Annotated in this window: 15 protein-coding genes; 1 reads left to right on the top strand and 14 read right to left on the bottom strand. The window is 34.7% G+C overall.

Annotation, left to right across the window (positions count from 1 at the left end):
* Positions 1–536 precede the first annotated feature (536 nt).
* On the top strand, positions 537–1295 hold the full coding sequence (gene yaaA, locus C4F50_RS18405) for a peroxide stress protein YaaA (RefSeq protein ID WP_194140114.1): 759 nt from the start codon (positions 537–539) through the stop codon (positions 1293–1295).
* Between the two features lie 276 nt (positions 1296–1571).
* On the opposite strand, the gene C4F50_RS18400 is transcribed toward yaaA, so the two are convergent.
* From C4F50_RS18400 to C4F50_RS18335, 14 genes are all read right to left on the bottom strand, one after another.
* Positions 1572–3161: an MDR family MFS transporter gene (locus C4F50_RS18400; protein ID WP_194140113.1), complete on the bottom strand. Its 1590-nt coding sequence runs from the start codon at positions 3159–3161 to the stop codon at positions 1572–1574.
* Positions 3162–3165: 4 nt separating this feature from the next.
* A complete protein-coding gene (locus C4F50_RS18395) occupies positions 3166–4245 on the bottom strand; it encodes an HlyD family secretion protein (protein WP_194140112.1) in 1080 nt (359 codons plus the stop codon).
* A 12-nt stretch (positions 4246–4257) separates the two neighbouring features.
* Positions 4258–5577, bottom strand: a complete 1320-nt coding sequence (locus C4F50_RS18390) for a TolC family protein (protein ID WP_194140111.1) — start codon at positions 5575–5577, stop codon at positions 4258–4260.
* Complete coding sequence (locus C4F50_RS18385) at positions 5567–6196, bottom strand: TetR/AcrR family transcriptional regulator (RefSeq protein ID WP_194140110.1); 630 nt, start codon at positions 6194–6196, stop codon at positions 5567–5569. Before C4F50_RS18385 ends, C4F50_RS18390 begins: the two co-directional genes overlap by 11 nt.
* A gap of 132 nt (positions 6197–6328) precedes the next feature.
* Entirely contained in the window at positions 6329–8011 is a 1683-nt protein-coding gene (locus C4F50_RS18380) for a M1 family metallopeptidase (RefSeq protein ID WP_194140109.1), read from the bottom strand.
* Positions 8012–8151: 140 nt separating this feature from the next.
* Positions 8152–8913 (bottom strand): tryptophan synthase subunit alpha, encoded by a 762-nt coding sequence (gene trpA / locus C4F50_RS18375; protein ID WP_194140108.1) that lies wholly within the window; start codon positions 8911–8913, stop codon positions 8152–8154.
* Between the two features lie 182 nt (positions 8914–9095).
* A complete protein-coding gene (locus C4F50_RS18370; RefSeq protein ID WP_194140107.1) occupies positions 9096–9833 on the bottom strand; it encodes a carbon-nitrogen hydrolase family protein in 738 nt (245 codons plus the stop codon).
* A 14-nt stretch (positions 9834–9847) separates the two neighbouring features.
* The gene (locus C4F50_RS18365) at positions 9848–10165 is read right to left on the bottom strand and encodes a gamma-glutamylcyclotransferase family protein (RefSeq protein WP_194140106.1); all 318 of its coding nucleotides are present in this window, start codon (positions 10163–10165) and stop codon (positions 9848–9850) included.
* A 52-nt stretch (positions 10166–10217) separates the two neighbouring features.
* Positions 10218–11399, bottom strand: coding sequence for a tryptophan synthase subunit beta (gene trpB / locus C4F50_RS18360; protein ID WP_194140105.1), 1182 nt, complete (start codon positions 11397–11399; stop codon positions 10218–10220).
* A 12-nt stretch (positions 11400–11411) separates the two neighbouring features.
* The gene (locus tag C4F50_RS18355; RefSeq protein ID WP_194140104.1) at positions 11412–12044 is read right to left on the bottom strand and encodes a phosphoribosylanthranilate isomerase; all 633 of its coding nucleotides are present in this window, start codon (positions 12042–12044) and stop codon (positions 11412–11414) included.
* A 153-nt stretch (positions 12045–12197) separates the two neighbouring features.
* A complete protein-coding gene (gene trpC / locus C4F50_RS18350; protein ID WP_194140103.1) occupies positions 12198–12977 on the bottom strand; it encodes an indole-3-glycerol phosphate synthase TrpC in 780 nt (259 codons plus the stop codon).
* 89 nt (positions 12978–13066) lie between these two features.
* A complete protein-coding gene (gene trpD, locus C4F50_RS18345; protein ID WP_194140102.1) occupies positions 13067–14059 on the bottom strand; it encodes an anthranilate phosphoribosyltransferase in 993 nt (330 codons plus the stop codon).
* A 190-nt stretch (positions 14060–14249) separates the two neighbouring features.
* Positions 14250–14816, bottom strand: coding sequence for an anthranilate synthase component II (locus C4F50_RS18340; RefSeq protein ID WP_194140101.1), 567 nt, complete (start codon positions 14814–14816; stop codon positions 14250–14252).
* Positions 14817–14918: 102 nt separating this feature from the next.
* Positions 14919–15359, bottom strand: coding sequence for a lipoprotein (locus tag C4F50_RS18335; RefSeq protein WP_194140100.1), 441 nt, complete (start codon positions 15357–15359; stop codon positions 14919–14921).
* Positions 15360–15416: the final 57 nt, after the last annotated feature.

Below are 15416 nucleotides of genomic sequence, written 5' to 3'. Positions count from 1 at the left end.
GAAATTATGCTCAAAGGTTTTAAAATGAATTCTTGAATTTTGTCATGGTATAAATTTTCCGCCACGAATTCACGAATTGTTTTAATTAATTTAAAAAAAATGTGATAGTGAATTACCCGAATTTATTCGAAATTATACTCAAAGGTTTTAAAAATGAATTCGTGAATTTTGTGATCGTCTAAATTTTCCGCCACGAATTCACGAATTAATTTTAATCATTTCGAATAAAGTAGAGTAATGAATTACCCGAATTTATTCGAAATTATGCTTAAAAGGTTTTAAAAATGAATTCGTGAATTTTGTGATCGTCTAAATTTTCCGCCACGAATTCACGAATTGTTTTAATTAATTTTAATCATTTCTAATAAATTAGAGTAATGAATTACACGAATTTATTCGAAATTATACTCAAAGATTATAAAAAATAATTCGTGAATTCGTGGCGGAAAAAAATATACACCAATAGAACAAATCAATTGCAAACGATAATTTTTAGAAATGCAATTTGTATTTTTGAATCATAGAAAAAAGCACACATGAAAATTGTTATATCGCCGGCGAAATCATTGAATTTCGAGAAAGAATTGCCTACTGCAAAACATACCGAACCTTCATTTTTAAAAGAAGCGCGAATCGTTCATAAAGTAGTAAAACAAAAAAAGCCTTCCGAATTATCCGAATTAATGTCAATCTCAGATAAATTGGCAGATTTAAACTGGAAACGTAATCAGGATTGGAAAACGCCTTTTACACCAGAAAACGCACGTCCGGCCATTTATACTTTTGACGGAGATGTTTATACAGGTTTAGACGCTTATACTATTCCTTTGGAAAAATTAGAAGTTCTTCAGGATAAATTGAGAATTTTATCAGGGCTTTACGGTCTTTTGAAACCGCTTGATTTAATGCAGGCATATCGTTTAGAAATGGGAACCAAATTGCCGGTTGGTGAATACAAAAATCTGCACGAATTCTGGAAACCAACGGTTACAAAAGCTTTAAATAAAGAATTGCAAAAAGAGGAGTTATTTGTGAATTTAGCGAGTAATGAATATTTTTCTGCAGTTGATGTAAAAGCTTTAAAAGTTCCTGTAATTACTCCAGACTTTAAAGATTACAAAGACGGAAAATTAAAAATGATCAGTTTCTTTGCCAAGAAGGCGAGGGGGATGATGGTTCGTTATATAATTGATACCAATGCAGAAACGATTGACGACTTAAAAGGTTTCAATTATGACGGATATGCTTTTGATGCCAATCTTTCAAAAGGCAATCATTTGGTTTTTACTCGTTAGGGCTTAGTATTAGGTTCAAAGGTGCAAAGGTTCAGAGATTTTTTTTAAAGGTTCTGAGTTACTAAGACGCTAAGATTCTTAGGCTTTAACCGCGAAGAGCGCTAAGACAAACGCAAAGTTCGCAAAGTTTTTATGACAAAGCTTTGCGAACTTTGCGTTTTATCACATCCTAGGAATAAAATCTTTGCGAACTTTGCGGTTAAATAAAAATAAAAAATAAACGCCAAATTCTAAATGATGAATTCGGCGTTTCTGCGTATTATAAAATTATTATTATTAATGCATTGCGTCGGCTGCACTAATTTTGTTCTTCCCTTTTTTGATAAAGAGAATAATCGGTATGCAACATAAAAACATGATTCCTAGATACATGAAAATATCCATGTAAGCCATTACTGTACTTTGTTTCATGACTGAACCTTCTATTGCCTGATAAGCTTTTTTCAAAGCAACATCTGCACTATATCCTTTTGCCATAAAAGCGTGCTGCATTCCTGCAATTCGCTGCTGCACTTCAAATTTGGCAGGATCTAAATTATTAATTAAATCTACTCTGTGCGACTGGCTGAAACGTGTAATGAACGTGGTAATAATCGCAATACCAAAAGATCCGCCTAATTGACGCATCATTCCTGTAAATGCTGCTCCTTCACCAATTTGTTTTCCTTTTAAAGTAGAAAGAGAAAGTGTTGTAATAGGAACGAAAAGCAATCCTAAACCAATTCCTCTCAAAATTAAAGGCCAGTACATATGTTCAACACCAGTATCTGGCGTCATACGGCTGTACATCATAAAGGTAAAGAAGAAGAAAACCAAAAATCCTACTCCAACCATATAACCTTGAGGAACACCTTTCTGAATCATGTTACCCACAAAAGGCATCATAAGAGCTGTTGTAATAGATCCAGGAATCAATAACAATCCGGCATCGGTTGCGGTCCATCCTAAGATTGACTGCGTATAAATTGGGATAATTAAAGTGGAACCGTACAATCCGAAACCAAGGATGAAACACATTACGGTTCCAATTCTTAGATTTCCATCCTTTAAAACACTTAAGTTTACAATTGGATGTTCGTACGTGAGCTCTCTCCAAATAAAAAGAACCAATCCTAAAACAGTCACAACACTTAAAGTCACGATTGTCGAATCGTTAAACCAGTCATCCTGTTGTCCGTGTTCTAGTACGAATTGTAAAGATCCAATAAAAGCACTCAACAAAATAATTCCCCACCAGTCAACCTGATTGGCTTTTAATTTTTCTCCGTATTTTGGACTTCTAACAAAAGAAATTGCCAAAATAGTAGCGATAATCCCTAATGGAATATTGATGTAAAAGATATAAGGCCAAGAATAATTATCTACTAAATACCCTCCCAAAGGCGGACCTAAAGTTGGACCTACAATTACACCCATTCCGTAAATAGCCTGTGCCATACCACGTTTTGCAACGGGATAACTTTCGGTAATAATCGTTTGGGCTGTTACCAGTAATGCTCCTCCGCCCATACCTTGTACGAATCGAAAGGCTACAAGTTCCCAAATATTACTGGCGTTTCCGCACAAAAAGGAGCAGACCGTAAATATGATGATAGAGGCCACAAAATAATTACGTCGTCCAAATTGCTGTGATAGCCAGCTCGTCATCGGAATTACAATAACATTCGCAATTGCGTATGCTGTAATAACCCATGCCACATCTGTCAAGGTAGCACCAAGACTTCCGCGCATGTCTGTTAGAGCTACGTTTACAATCGTCGTATCTACAATTTCCAGCAGTGCACAAAGTACTGCTGTAATGGTAATAATTACGCGTCGGTAACCGTATTCTACTAAATCGTCGTCTGCTTGTACTGCTGCTGCCATTTATTTATTTTAAATGTACGTCTACATCAACATTCATTCCTGGTCTTAAAAGTTTTACTTTTTCAGGATCGTTTGATTCATCTAAACTAATTTTTACTGGTAATCTTTGAATTGTTTTCACGAAGTTTCCTGTCGCATTATCAGGAGGTAATAAAGAAAAACGAGATCCTGTAGCTGGAGAAAATGAAGTTACCGTTCCTTTAAACTCATAGTTTGGATAAGCATCTACTTTTAAACTCACTTTTTGACCCACAACCATTTTGTTTAATTGTGTTTCTTTAAAGTTTGCTACAACCCAAGCCTCATTATTATTGATGATGTAGAATAAAGATTGTCCCGGCTGTACCAATTGTCCCGGCTGAATATCAACTTTAGAAACCTGTCCGTCAATTGCAGCTGTAACCACTGTATAGCTTAAATTTAAATGAGCAACATCTAACATTGTTTTTGCTTTTTTGATGTTTGCAGAAGCTACTTCAGTTTGTTTGTCAGAAACTTTAGATTTTGACTGAATAACCGATTTTTGATAAGAACTTGCTCTTTGTTGCTGCTCTAAAACACGTACTTGGTTTTCTGCTTCATCTTTTGCAGTTTGTGCCTGCTCAAATTGCTGCTTTGTAATAGTATGTGTTTTGTATAAATTACTGTAACGGTTAAAATCGTTGGTCAATTGTCTCAATCTAATTTTTGCACTTTCGATAGAACCACCGGCAGATCTCATTTGGGCATCAGAAACAGAGATACTTGCGTATGCACTTCCAATATCAGCTTTTGCAGCTTCGTATTGTCCTTCAGCTCCTAATAAAGCAGCATTTGCTTCATCAATTTTTAATTGGTAATCTCTCTTATCGATAGTAAATAAAGTATCACCTTTTTTTACATAGTCATTATCTTTCACATACACTTTGCTGATATATCCTGATACTCTAGGGATAATCGGATTCATTTTTTTCTCGATTTGAGCATCATCCGTTTCTTCGTGAGATTGTGAGTGAAGGTATTTTGATATTCCATAAGTTCCGCCCACTAAAATCAAAACGGTTAATATGATGATGAATTTTTTATTTGTCTTTTTCTTTTCCATGAGAACTGTCGATTATATTTTAGAAAGATTGAATGATTGTGATAATTGTCCTGAGACTGAAAGTAATTCGTAATATTTTTGAATAATGGCTGCCTTAGCTACCGCAGTATTGATTTTCGCACTTAACTGTTCTACATCAGCTTCAACCAAATCGTTGGTATCAGATAAGCCGTTGTCGAATTTGTCTTTTACAAGTCTGTAATTTTCTGCAGCTTGTTGAAATGCTTCTTCATAAACCACACTTTGATTGATGGCTAAATCATAATCTTCAATAGATTTTTGCACTTCAACTTTTATACGGTCCGTCATAATAGCTTCTGTGTTTTTTACTTCAAGAGCTCTGCTTTCAGCTTGTTTTACGTGTGCGCTGTTTTTTAGAATTCCAGATAAATCATAAGATAAACCCAAACCAAAGTTCATTGCATATTTTACCGTAATAATATCCTTAAGATCTAAAGCTGTATAACCTCCAAGCAATGAAAGCGTTGGGTAATAACCCGCTTTTGCAATTTTAATATTTGATTCTGAAGCTTTTTGCTGTAAACGAATTGCTTCTAGATCTTTTCTGTTTTCAAGTGCCACAGCATCCGATGTTGGAGCATTAGTCGTTTTTAAATTGAAAAAATCATCCTCATTAACCTGAATTTTTACAGATGGTTCTAATTTAAGTAATGTTACCAAATAAAAGTTGATGTTATTGAGATTATTAGTCGCTTCATCAATAGATAATTGTGTTTTTGAAACTAATAACTGCGCTTTCAATAAATCGTTTCTAGGAATAATTCCGTTTTTCTCCAATTCAATAAAATCGGTAACACGCTGTTTTGCACTTTTTTGGTTCTCATTTAAAACATCCAAAGTTTTTTGTGCTCTGTACAAAGCAGTGTAATAAGTGATTACCCTTAGAGCAACATCTTCTTTTGTTTTTTCGGCAGTAACCGTTTCCGCTTCATACAAACTTTCGTACGCATCAATATTATTTTGTATTTTAAATCCGGCGAAAAGCGGCAGACTTAAATTTGCCATTCCGATCATTGCGCGGTCTGGTGATGCTAAAGAAGCACTTTCACCTTGATTTGGCATGTCGATAGAAGCTTTTGTTAATCTTTGGTATTGTCCCGAAATTTTCAAATCAGGATATTGGTTATTCTTAACCGATTGCAGTTCATATTTTTTCGAGTTTACCTTAGTATTGGCAAGCGTAACTTCGTTACTCTTTTCCCAAGCCATTTTAACGGCTTCATCTAAGGTTAAACTTGTTTTTTCTTGTGCTTCTATTGAAGATATTCCGATAAAGAAAACTCCAAAGAGCATTAATTGACTAATTTTCATAAACAAGTAGCGCTTTTATAGTTTGTTGAATGTGCTTTGTAAGATCGTTTGTAATGTAGTTGTTAAACATTTCTTCTGTTTTTAAATCAAAAAGTTCTTCGAAGAAAGAGCGATTCATGTGAAAGTGAAAAAAGGTTCCAATAATTGTCGGAGTAATTAATTGGATATTGATATCTTTTCTAAAGACTCCTTGATTTTGTCCCTGCTTGATGATACTTTCAACAGATTTTAAATTTCCTTTTTTAAGTTCTGTAAAAGCATTCAGGCTTCGCTCTCTTTTTTTATTGTTAAGTTCAAAATGCAAAACCCTGTAAATTCCTTTGTTTAGACAAATTCTGTTGATGTAAATTCGAATTAATTTATTGACTTTTTCAAGAGGCTCAATTTCCTCCAGTAATAAATTTTCGAGTTGTAATTTTAGATCAACAGTTTTATGAAGAATCAAAGCTTCCAAAAGTCTTTCTTTAGAACCAAAATAATACGAAACCATAGCAATATTAATTTTTGCCTCTTTAGATATATCCCGTATTGATGTTCCCTCAAATCCCTTCTCAGAAAAAAGCTTTTCTGCGACTTCCAGAATCTGAATTTTTTTATCGTTTAATTCGATTGTAGACATGGTATTTTTTCTAATCGGGTACAAAATTAAACACTTGTTTAATTTAAACAGTTGTTTAATTTTATTTTAACATAATATTAACATAAAACGGTGTAGTTGTTTTAGGAGGTTGTAAAGGGTTTTTTAAAGTAATTATTCGACTTTTTGAAGCCTAATATAAAAGTTGATATCAATTTTTAAATCAGGCGTAGATTCTTTATTTACAGCTTGTAAAGACTGCCATGATGTGCTAGGATTTAGCCACTTATCTCCAGACCAGTTGGTTTTAATAGGCATAGCAAAATTTTCGTTACAGTTAGTATAACGATAAATTAATTGGTCATTTTTTAATTTATATTCTAAAACTGGTACTTTGTCAGTTCGCAGATATTGATCGAATAAATAGTCAAAATTAATTCCCGATTTGGTGCTTATATAACTTTCGATTTCCCTTGTTGTCACGGTTTTATTGTGAAAATCATGATTTAAACCGCGCAGTATTTTTCGAAACTTATCATCGTCATTAATGATGGTGCCAATCATGTGCAGAACTGCCCATCCTTTTACATAATTGTCGTTGCTTCCGTCTTCATTTATTCCATATCTCGCTATAACAGGTTTATCATTTTGGATCGTTCTGAATCTTCCTGCCATAAATTCATTTCCAGCTTTTCGGCCTTGTAGGTCGGCAATTACAAGTTCTTCTCCCAAACCTGCAAAACCTTCCTGAATCCATCTATCTGCAATATCTATTGCCGTGATATTATTGCCAAACCATTCATGCGAAATTTCGTGAACAATAATTTTATCTGTTTTTTTACCCCAGCCAGTATTCGAAATATCACCGCCTTTTTTATTAGTGCCGTTTTTATAGGCGCCGCCATAGGCAATAGCACTTTGATGTTCCATACCAATATAAGGCGCATCAACAATTTTAAAGCCGTCTTCATAAAAAGGATAGGGACCAAACCAATGTTCTAATGATTTAATTGCGGTAATAGTACCAGGAATTAGATGTGATTCTGCCTTTGGTTTATTGTAATCCAGTATCCAGAAATCCATATCCAGTTTTCCGTTTTCTCCTTTAAAAGTCTGACTGATGTTTACATATTTACCGGCATAAAATGAAATGCCGTAATGGCTAATAGGATTTTTTACTGCCCATTTATATGTTGCAGTATTATCCCGATTTTTTATTTGGCTTATTAAGCGTCCGTTTCCTATTGCAATTAAAGTATCAGGAACAGTTATCGAAATTGAAGCTCCTTTATCGGGTTCATCATACATAGTATTTTTGCAGGGGTACCATAAACTTGCCCCTTTATATTGGCAGGCAACAGAAATCAAAGGTCGATTTAGTGAATCTTTTGCCCAAACCAAACCGCCATCCCAAGGTGGCTTAATAGATTCTGTGGGTTTGCCAGAATAATAAATGAGAATTTTGTTGTTTTTTGAAGTTTGTTTTTGAGGCAGTTTTAAATACCAGATATTTTGATCCTGTGTATATTCAATCTTTTTTCCTTTTTGAAAAACACTGTCAATTTTAAGCGGACTGACTAAATCAATCTGCATTAAATCAGAATGTTTTGAATTGGTTACATTGTATTCAATTTCGTTTTTTCCAGTAATGGATTTATTTAAATAATCTGGTTTTACACTTAAAGCGTAATGTTGAATATCCCACCAAATTCTTTCAGGAGTTATCGAGCCGTTTAAAGTATCGTGTTTTGTGGGCGTTCTTAAAGCTGCATTTTGCTGAGCCTCAACTGAACAAAACAACAAATTTAGAATGAAAAGGAAAACTGTTTTTTTATTAATTATAAAAGATAGCTGCATACACGGATTTTTTAAAATTAAAATCCTTGTAAATTACATTTAATTCTTCAAAAAAATCAGATTATTTCATAAACACATCTGCATAAAAAAAAACGACACTCAGAAAAATGAATGTCGTTTTGTGATTTTTTTTTTAATTTCTATCGAATCCCTCCAATAAATTCGTCAATTTTACCACTTCCGTTTTCAGATAAGTGTTTAACAAAGGCACTTCCGATAATAGCGCCTTTTGCATATTTAGTCGCTTGATTAAATGTTTCTTTGTTCGAAATTCCAAAACCAACAATTTGCGGATTTTTCAAATTCATTTGAGCAATTCTTTCGAAATATGTTTCCTGTGTATCACCAAATCCAGCCTGTGAACCTGTAACACTTGCAGAACTTACCATATAAATAAAGCCGTTTGAAACACTGTCAATAAAACGGATACGTTCATCTGAAGTTTGCGGTGTAATCAAAAACACGTTAATCAAACCGTATTTTTCAAAAATAGCTTTGTACTCTTCTGCATACACATCAACCGGAAGATCTGGAATAATTAAACCATCAATACCAATTTCGGCACATTTTTTACAGAAAGCTTCAACGCCGTATTGTAACATCGGATTAAAATATCCCATAATAATCAACGGAATTTTTACGCTTTCGCGGATGTTTTGCAGCTGGTCAAAAAGAAGCTGTGTCGTCATTCCGTTTTGAAGCGCTGTAGTTGAACTCGCCTGAATGGTCGGTCCGTCTGCCAATGGATCGCTGAAAGGAAGCCCGATTTCGATTAAATCAACGCCGTTTTTCTCTAAATCCTGAATGATTTGAACACTGTCATTCAAATTAGGAAATCCTGCTGAAAAATATATAGAAAGTATTTTTTTATCTTCTTGTAATTTCTGAGTTATTCTGTTCATTTTATTTATGTTTTCTCCTGCAAGGTTTTCAAAACCTTGCAGGTATTTACTAAGTTATTTTTTACGACAGCTGCTGCTGTTTCAAATTATTTCACGCAGATTATCTAATTAAATCTGATCCAATCTGCAAAATCTGCTTGGAAAAAAAATCTTTTTAATCTGTGCAATCTGCGGCATTATTTTTAAATCTTCACAACTTTACTTGTCCAGTTATCGTTTCGTTTTTCAACCAATAATAATCCAGAATCTGAGTCATTCATCTGACCGATTAATTCTCCTTTATTGTTCCAAAAAGCACTTTGCCCTGCCGATGCGTATCCCCAAGATTCTCCTGCGAAATTAGACATCAGAACATTCATTTTATGTTTCTCAGCATAGCTTTGTAAATCCCGATACGCATTCGGAATTCCATTTGGTGAAAAGAAAATACTGGCAATATAAACGTCTGTTGCTTTCTTAGAAGCGTTTTCTGGATGCTTCGGATTGTCTATATCAGCACAAATTGCAAAAGAAATTTTCTTGTTTTCCAACTCAATCATCGGATTGTAATTGAAAGAAGAAACAAAATAATCATCTTCACCTTCATGTAAAAACTGCTTCGTATAAATAGAAACTGATCGATCTGGAGCAATTATAAACTGCCCAATAAACATCTCAGAGTCAATTACTATTGGTGCTCCGGCAATGATTGTGATGCTGTTTTTCTGCGACAATGTTATTAAATGCTGTAAGCGGGAATCATTTTCTTGAAAAGCCAGTTGGGCAGCATGTTCTCTTTCATAACCCGTAATGGACATTTCAGGAAAAACAATTAATTGCGCTCCATTTTTGGCAGCCAATTCAATTAGACTATAATGGTCTAAAAGATTGGCTTCGGTATCATAACGTTTTGGTCTGGTCTGCGCTGCCGCTAAAATCATTTTTATGTAAGTTTTTAACTCTCAATATAAATCCAGGCAATAATTCCAGATTTTAATTTGATTTGAATTCTTTTATACGCATTCGATTCAAATTGATCTGCTTTAGCCAAATCAAAGCTGGTAAGTTCAAAGACTTTACCTTTTATAAAATCTTCATGATTTTCGCTTGGTATAGCTACAAAATAATCTGCCATTCCAAATTCTTCTTCAATTTGAAGATCCTTTAGTTTATAACCTAAAAGCTGATCGTTTTTTCCGGTCAATAATTTATTAAAGACCTGCATCTGGATTTCTTTTGATTGTAATGTTCCGTAAGAAAATAAATGTTCCATGATTCTATTTCTCGTTATAAGTTTGCGTTATTAGGAACACGCAAATTAGGATTTAAAAATTAAAATATTCAATATAAGTATTTAAATCTTTATCACCGCGTCCTGAAAGACTGATAACAACAACATCTTCGGGTTTAAATTTCTTTTCGTTTAAAACCGCCAAAGCGTGAGAAGATTCGATTGCCGGAATAATTCCTTCAAATTTACAAAGATCCAAACCAGCCTTCATGGCATCATCATCGGTAATCGAGAAAAATTCGGCTCTTCCTGTTTCGGCCAAATGCGCGTGCATAGGCCCGACACCCGGATAGTCTAATCCTGCAGATATAGAATACGGCTCGGTAATCTGCCCGTCTGGAGTCTGCATCAGCAAAGTTTTACAACCGTGAATGATTCCCATTTTTCCTAATTTACTCGTTGCAGCACTGTGTCCAGTGTCCACACCTTTTCCTGCTGCTTCGACTGCAATAATACCCACTTCTGGTTTGTGAAGAAAATGATAAAACGTTCCTGCTGCGTTACTGCCGCCGCCGATACAAGCCACTACATAATCAGGATTTTCTCGACCCTCTTTTTCTTTTAATTGCGATTTAATTTCTTCTGAAATAACACTTTGAAAACGCGTTACCATATCTGGATACGGATGCGGCCCGATAGCAGAACCAATAATGTAATGCGTGTCTACCGGATTATTGATCCAATCGCGAATGGCTTCGTTGGTTGCATCTTTAAGAGTTCTTGAACCAGAAAGAGCCGGGCGGACTTCTGCTCCAAGCATTTTCATTCTCGCAACGTTTGGCGCTTGGCGTGCAATGTCGATTTCACCCATATAAACAATACATTCCAATCCCATCAAAGCACAAACGGTAGCCGTTGCAACGCCGTGCTGACCGGCTCCTGTTTCGGCAATAATACGTTTTTTGCCTAATTTTTGTGCTACTAAAATCTGGCCGATTGTATTGTTAATTTTGTGCGCGCCAGTATGGTTTAAATCTTCTCTTTTCAGATAAATTTTGGTATTGTATTTTTCAGAAAGCCGCTTAGCAAAGTAGAGCGGACTAGGTCTTCCAACATAATCTTTTAATAATTGATTGAATTCTTTTTGAAAATCAGGTTCGGCCGTAATTTTCAAATAGTTCTGGCGTAATTCTTCTACATTCGGGTATAACATTTCGGGAATATAAGCACCGCCAAATTCTCCGTAATATCCTTTTTCGTCTACGTTAAAATTCATTTTGTTTGAAATTTAAAAGTTTGCAACCTCAAATTTTCGTTTGAAATTGGTTAATAGGTTTTTATTTTTTAGTCCCGGTTCGATTTCAAATTTACTGTTTACATCAACAGCATAAATCGGAAGATTTGTTTTTGAAATTTCTTCGATGGCTTTTAATTCATTCATTCCAATGCCGCCGCTTAAAAAAAACGGCTTTTTTGAATTGTATTTTTTTAATATAGTCCAGTCAAAAGTTGTTCCGTTACCGCCTGGTAATTTTCCTTTGGTGTCAAATAGAAAATAATCGCAGACTGGTTCGAAAGGTTTTATCGTTTCGAAATCAAAGTTTTCATCTGCCGAAAATACTTTGATTATTTCAATTTTAGGACTGATATTATTTTTTAATTCCTGACAGAACGCTGTAGATTCTTCTCCGTGAAGCTGTACAGCCTGCAAATCGTATTTTTTTATTTTTTCGAGAATTTCCTCCAAACTCTGATCTACAAAAACACCTGTTTTTTTGATTGTTTTAATAAGTTCCGGAATTGTTCCGTTAAAATAGCGCGCGGATTTTTCATAGAAAATAAATCCCATATAATCGGGTAGGAGAGCGCCTGTTTCGATTATGTTTTCGGGATATTTCATACCGCATATTTTGAGTTTCATTGTTGTTGTGTGTATTTTAACGCAAAGTGCGCTAAGTTTTTTTATTTTGATTATGATTAAGATAAGTTCCTAAAGCTTTGTGTTTGTTTTTTTGCCGCCAAGGCACTAAAGCGCAAAATTTTTATTCGTGCTAATTGGTGAAATTTGTGTTTACTATAATCCTTTTATAAATTCTGTTGCTGCTTGTCCCGCGTTATCGGTTTTCATGAAGTTTTCTCCAATTAAGAAACCTTTGTATCCGTAAGGTTTTAATTCCTGAATGGCTTCAACGGATGAAATACCGCTTTCTGAAACTTTTACAAACTCGTCTGGAATTTTTGCTGCCAATTCTTTACTGAAATCCAGACTTACTTCAAAAGTTTTTAGATTTCTATTGTTTACGCCAATCATGTCTAAAGTCGGCATAATCGATTTTTCTAATTCGTCCAGATTATGAACTTCCAAAAGAACTTCTAAACCTAAATTCTTTGCAAACTCAGATAACGATTTAATTTCTTCGCGGCTTAAAACCGCTGCGATCAAAAGAATCAAATCGGCTCCGTGTGCTTTGGCTTCCAGAATTTGATATTCGTCTACAATAAATTCTTTTCGCAAAAGCGGAATATTTACGCTGGCTCTTGCTAAAAGTAAATCGTCAAGCGAACCCCCAAAATATTTTCCGTCGGTTAAAACAGAGATTCCGCAAGCGCCAGCACTTTCATAACCTTTTACTACTTCTTCAACCGTAAAATTATTATTGATGATTGATTTTGAAGGCGAACGGCGTTTGTGTTCTGCAATAATTCCAGAATTACTTGCTCTTAAGTTTTGACTTAATGAAAGGGTTTGTTTTCCAAAAAATACCGAAGCTTCTAATTGCGAAACCGGTAGTATCGATTTCTTAAGAATCACTTCTCGTTTTTTGTCTGCTATTATTTTGTCTAAAATGTTCATGATCTTGTTTGTTTCAGGTTTCAAGTTTCAGGTTTCAGGTGCGTTTCAATAACTTGAAACCTGAAACAAAGAAAACTTGAAACTAAATTTTATTTACTTAATTCCTGTAATGTCTGCAATGCCTTCAATCCTTTTCCAGAGAAAAGACTTTCTTTCGCCAGTTCAAAACCTTCTTGCGGTGTGCATTTTGTAACGGTTGAAATTGCCATTGCAGCATTAGCACAAACTACATTATTCTGTGCTTCGTTTCCTTTTCCAGAAATGATATTTGTAAAAATTGCTGCTGATTCTTCAATCGTTTTACCTCCTTCGATTTCTGTCTGCGATAAAAGTCTAACGCCTAGGTCACTTGGGTTCAGCATTCCTTCCATATGACTGGTAATGATTTTGGTTGGACCTGTTAACGAAATTTCATCATATCCGTCAAGCGAATGCAGGATTGTAAAATTCACATTCGTGTTTTGGTACAAATAAGCATACATTCTAGCCAATTCTAAGTTGAAAACCCCAACCAATTGATTCTGTGGAAAAGCTGGATTTACCATTGGTCCCAGCATATTGAAGAATGTTTTTACTGCCAATTCTTTTCTGATAGGTCCGACGTTTTTCATTGCCGGGTGAAATAAGGGTGCGTGCAAAACACAGATTCCTGCTTTGTCAATACATTTTTCTAAAAACGCAGCGTCATTGCTGAATTTGATTCCCATTTTTTCCATCACGTTGCTTGATCCAGAAATAGACGAAACGCCGTAATTTCCGTGTTTTGCCACTTTTATTCCCGCTCCCGCAGAAATAAAAGACGCTAAAGTCGAAATGTTGAAAGTATCTTTTCCGTCACCGCCCGTTCCGCACAAATCGATTGTATTGTAAGCTGATAAATCTACTCGGATGCATAATTCTAATAAAGCTTCGCGAAAGCCCGAAAGTTCATCAATGGTAATGCTTCGCATCATAAAAACAGTCAAAAATGCCGAAATCTGACTCGGATTGTATTGACCGCTTGAGATATTAATCAAAACTGTTTTTGCTTCTTCTTTAGTAAGCACTTCGTGATTGATTAATTTATTTAATATTGTTTTCATTTTTTCTTTTAAGTTGCTAAGGTTTTGAGTTTTTTTGTTTTAGGTTTTAGGTTTCAGGTTTCAGGTTTCAAGTTTCAGGTTTCAAGTTTCATGTCTCAAGTTTCCAAGTTTCATGTCTGATATCAAGTTCCAACTAACCTGAAACCTGAAACATGAAACAAAACATGAAACAAAACTTGAACAAGCAAAACTAACTTCTTACCCAATTTTCCAGCATTTTTTTTCCGTTTGGTGTCAAAACACTTTCTGGGTGAAATTGTACTCCTCTAACATCATAATTTTTATGGCGAAGCGACATAACTTGTCCGTTTTCATCGAAAGAAGTTGCTTCTAATTCATCAGGAAGATTGGTGTCTACAACCCAAGAATGATAACGTCCGACTTCAAATTCTTTTTCTAAGCCTTCAAACAAAATCTCGTCATCTACTACTGTTTTTACATGAGTTGCAACGCCATGGTATACTTTGTCCAGATTAGAAAGAGTTCCGCCAAAAACTTCTCCAATAGCCTGCTGCCCTAAACAAACGCCCAAAATACTTTTTGTTGGCGCATATTTTTCAATAACCGCTTTTAGCAGCCCCGCTTCATCTGGAATTCCAGGTCCTGGAGAAAGTAGTATTTTCTCGAAAACACCGATTTCATCAATATCAAATTCGTCGTTTCTGTAAACGGTTACTTCGCAGTTTAAATCTTCTAAATAGTGCACTAAATTGTAAGTGAAGCTATCGTAATTGTCTATAACTAATATTTTTTTCATTTTGTTTTTGTTCAGGTTTCAGGTTTTTTTTGTTTCAAGTTTGAGGTTTCACGTCTGCTATAACTTGAAACCTGAAACAAAGAAAACCTGAAACAAATTTTTTTATTTCTCTCGAACGTATTTTTCTGTGATAATGCGATCTATTCCTAATTTTTCTACCTTTTCAACTCCTTCTTGAATCAGAGTGTCGTTTTGAACTTTTACTACAAATTCAAATTTTCCATTTTCCCAATCGCGGTTATTAAAATATTCTAAGTTTTCGGTATAAATACTGTCTTTTAGAGTGTATTTTCCGCCTCCGCCAAAGAATAATGCGGTTGTTGAATCTTTTCCGTTTTTCAAATCATGATTAAAAAAAGCAAAATGAGTTTCATTTATAATCTTAATCATTTTTGTGTTGGCATTAAAAGTAGAAAAAGTCGAATCTTTCTCTGTAGTTTCTGCCGATATAAGACGCCAGGTTCCTTGAATCGAATTTTTCTTTTCGGAGTTGCAAGATGTCATAACAACTATTAAAACAAAAAGGGATATTATTTTTTTCATGGTTTTGTTTTTTGGTTTAATTTATTTCACGTTCCAACAACTTGAAACCTGAAACTT

The sequence above is a fragment of the Flavobacterium hungaricum genome, from assembly GCF_015182285.1.
Taxonomy (GTDB): Bacteria; Bacteroidota; Bacteroidia; order Flavobacteriales; family Flavobacteriaceae; genus Flavobacterium; species Flavobacterium hungaricum.
Note: the sequence above shows the minus strand (reverse complement) of the source record. Positions and strands in the feature narration are given on the sequence as shown.

Coding starts and splice junctions, on each gene's coding strand:
- C4F50_RS18385 (WP_194140110.1), bottom strand. CDS start 6,196: ATGTCTACAATCGAATTAAACGATAAAAAAATTCAGATTCTGGAAGTC.
- C4F50_RS18370 (WP_194140107.1), bottom strand. CDS start 9,833: ATGATTTTAGCGGCAGCGCAGACCAGACCAAAACGTTATGATACCGAA.
- trpC (WP_194140103.1), bottom strand. CDS start 12,977: ATGAACATTTTAGACAAAATAATAGCAGACAAAAAACGAGAAGTGATT.
- C4F50_RS18365 (WP_194140106.1), bottom strand. CDS start 10,165: ATGGAACATTTATTTTCTTACGGAACATTACAATCAAAAGAAATCCAG.
- yaaA (WP_194140114.1), top strand. CDS start 537: ATGAAAATTGTTATATCGCCGGCGAAATCATTGAATTTCGAGAAAGAA.
- C4F50_RS18395 (WP_194140112.1), bottom strand. CDS start 4,245: ATGGAAAAGAAAAAGACAAATAAAAAATTCATCATCATATTAACCGTT.
- C4F50_RS18340 (WP_194140101.1), bottom strand. CDS start 14,816: ATGAAAAAAATATTAGTTATAGACAATTACGATAGCTTCACTTACAAT.
- C4F50_RS18355 (WP_194140104.1), bottom strand. CDS start 12,044: ATGAAACTCAAAATATGCGGTATGAAATATCCCGAAAACATAATCGAA.
- trpB (WP_194140105.1), bottom strand. CDS start 11,399: ATGAATTTTAACGTAGACGAAAAAGGATATTACGGAGAATTTGGCGGT.
- C4F50_RS18335 (WP_194140100.1), bottom strand. CDS start 15,359: ATGAAAAAAATAATATCCCTTTTTGTTTTAATAGTTGTTATGACATCT.
- C4F50_RS18390 (WP_194140111.1), bottom strand. CDS start 5,577: ATGAAAATTAGTCAATTAATGCTCTTTGGAGTTTTCTTTATCGGAATA.
- C4F50_RS18400 (WP_194140113.1), bottom strand. CDS start 3,161: ATGGCAGCAGCAGTACAAGCAGACGACGATTTAGTAGAATACGGTTAC.
- trpD (WP_194140102.1), bottom strand. CDS start 14,059: ATGAAAACAATATTAAATAAATTAATCAATCACGAAGTGCTTACTAAA.
- C4F50_RS18380 (WP_194140109.1), bottom strand. CDS start 8,011: ATGCAGCTATCTTTTATAATTAATAAAAAAACAGTTTTCCTTTTCATT.
- trpA (WP_194140108.1), bottom strand. CDS start 8,913: ATGAACAGAATAACTCAGAAATTACAAGAAGATAAAAAAATACTTTCT.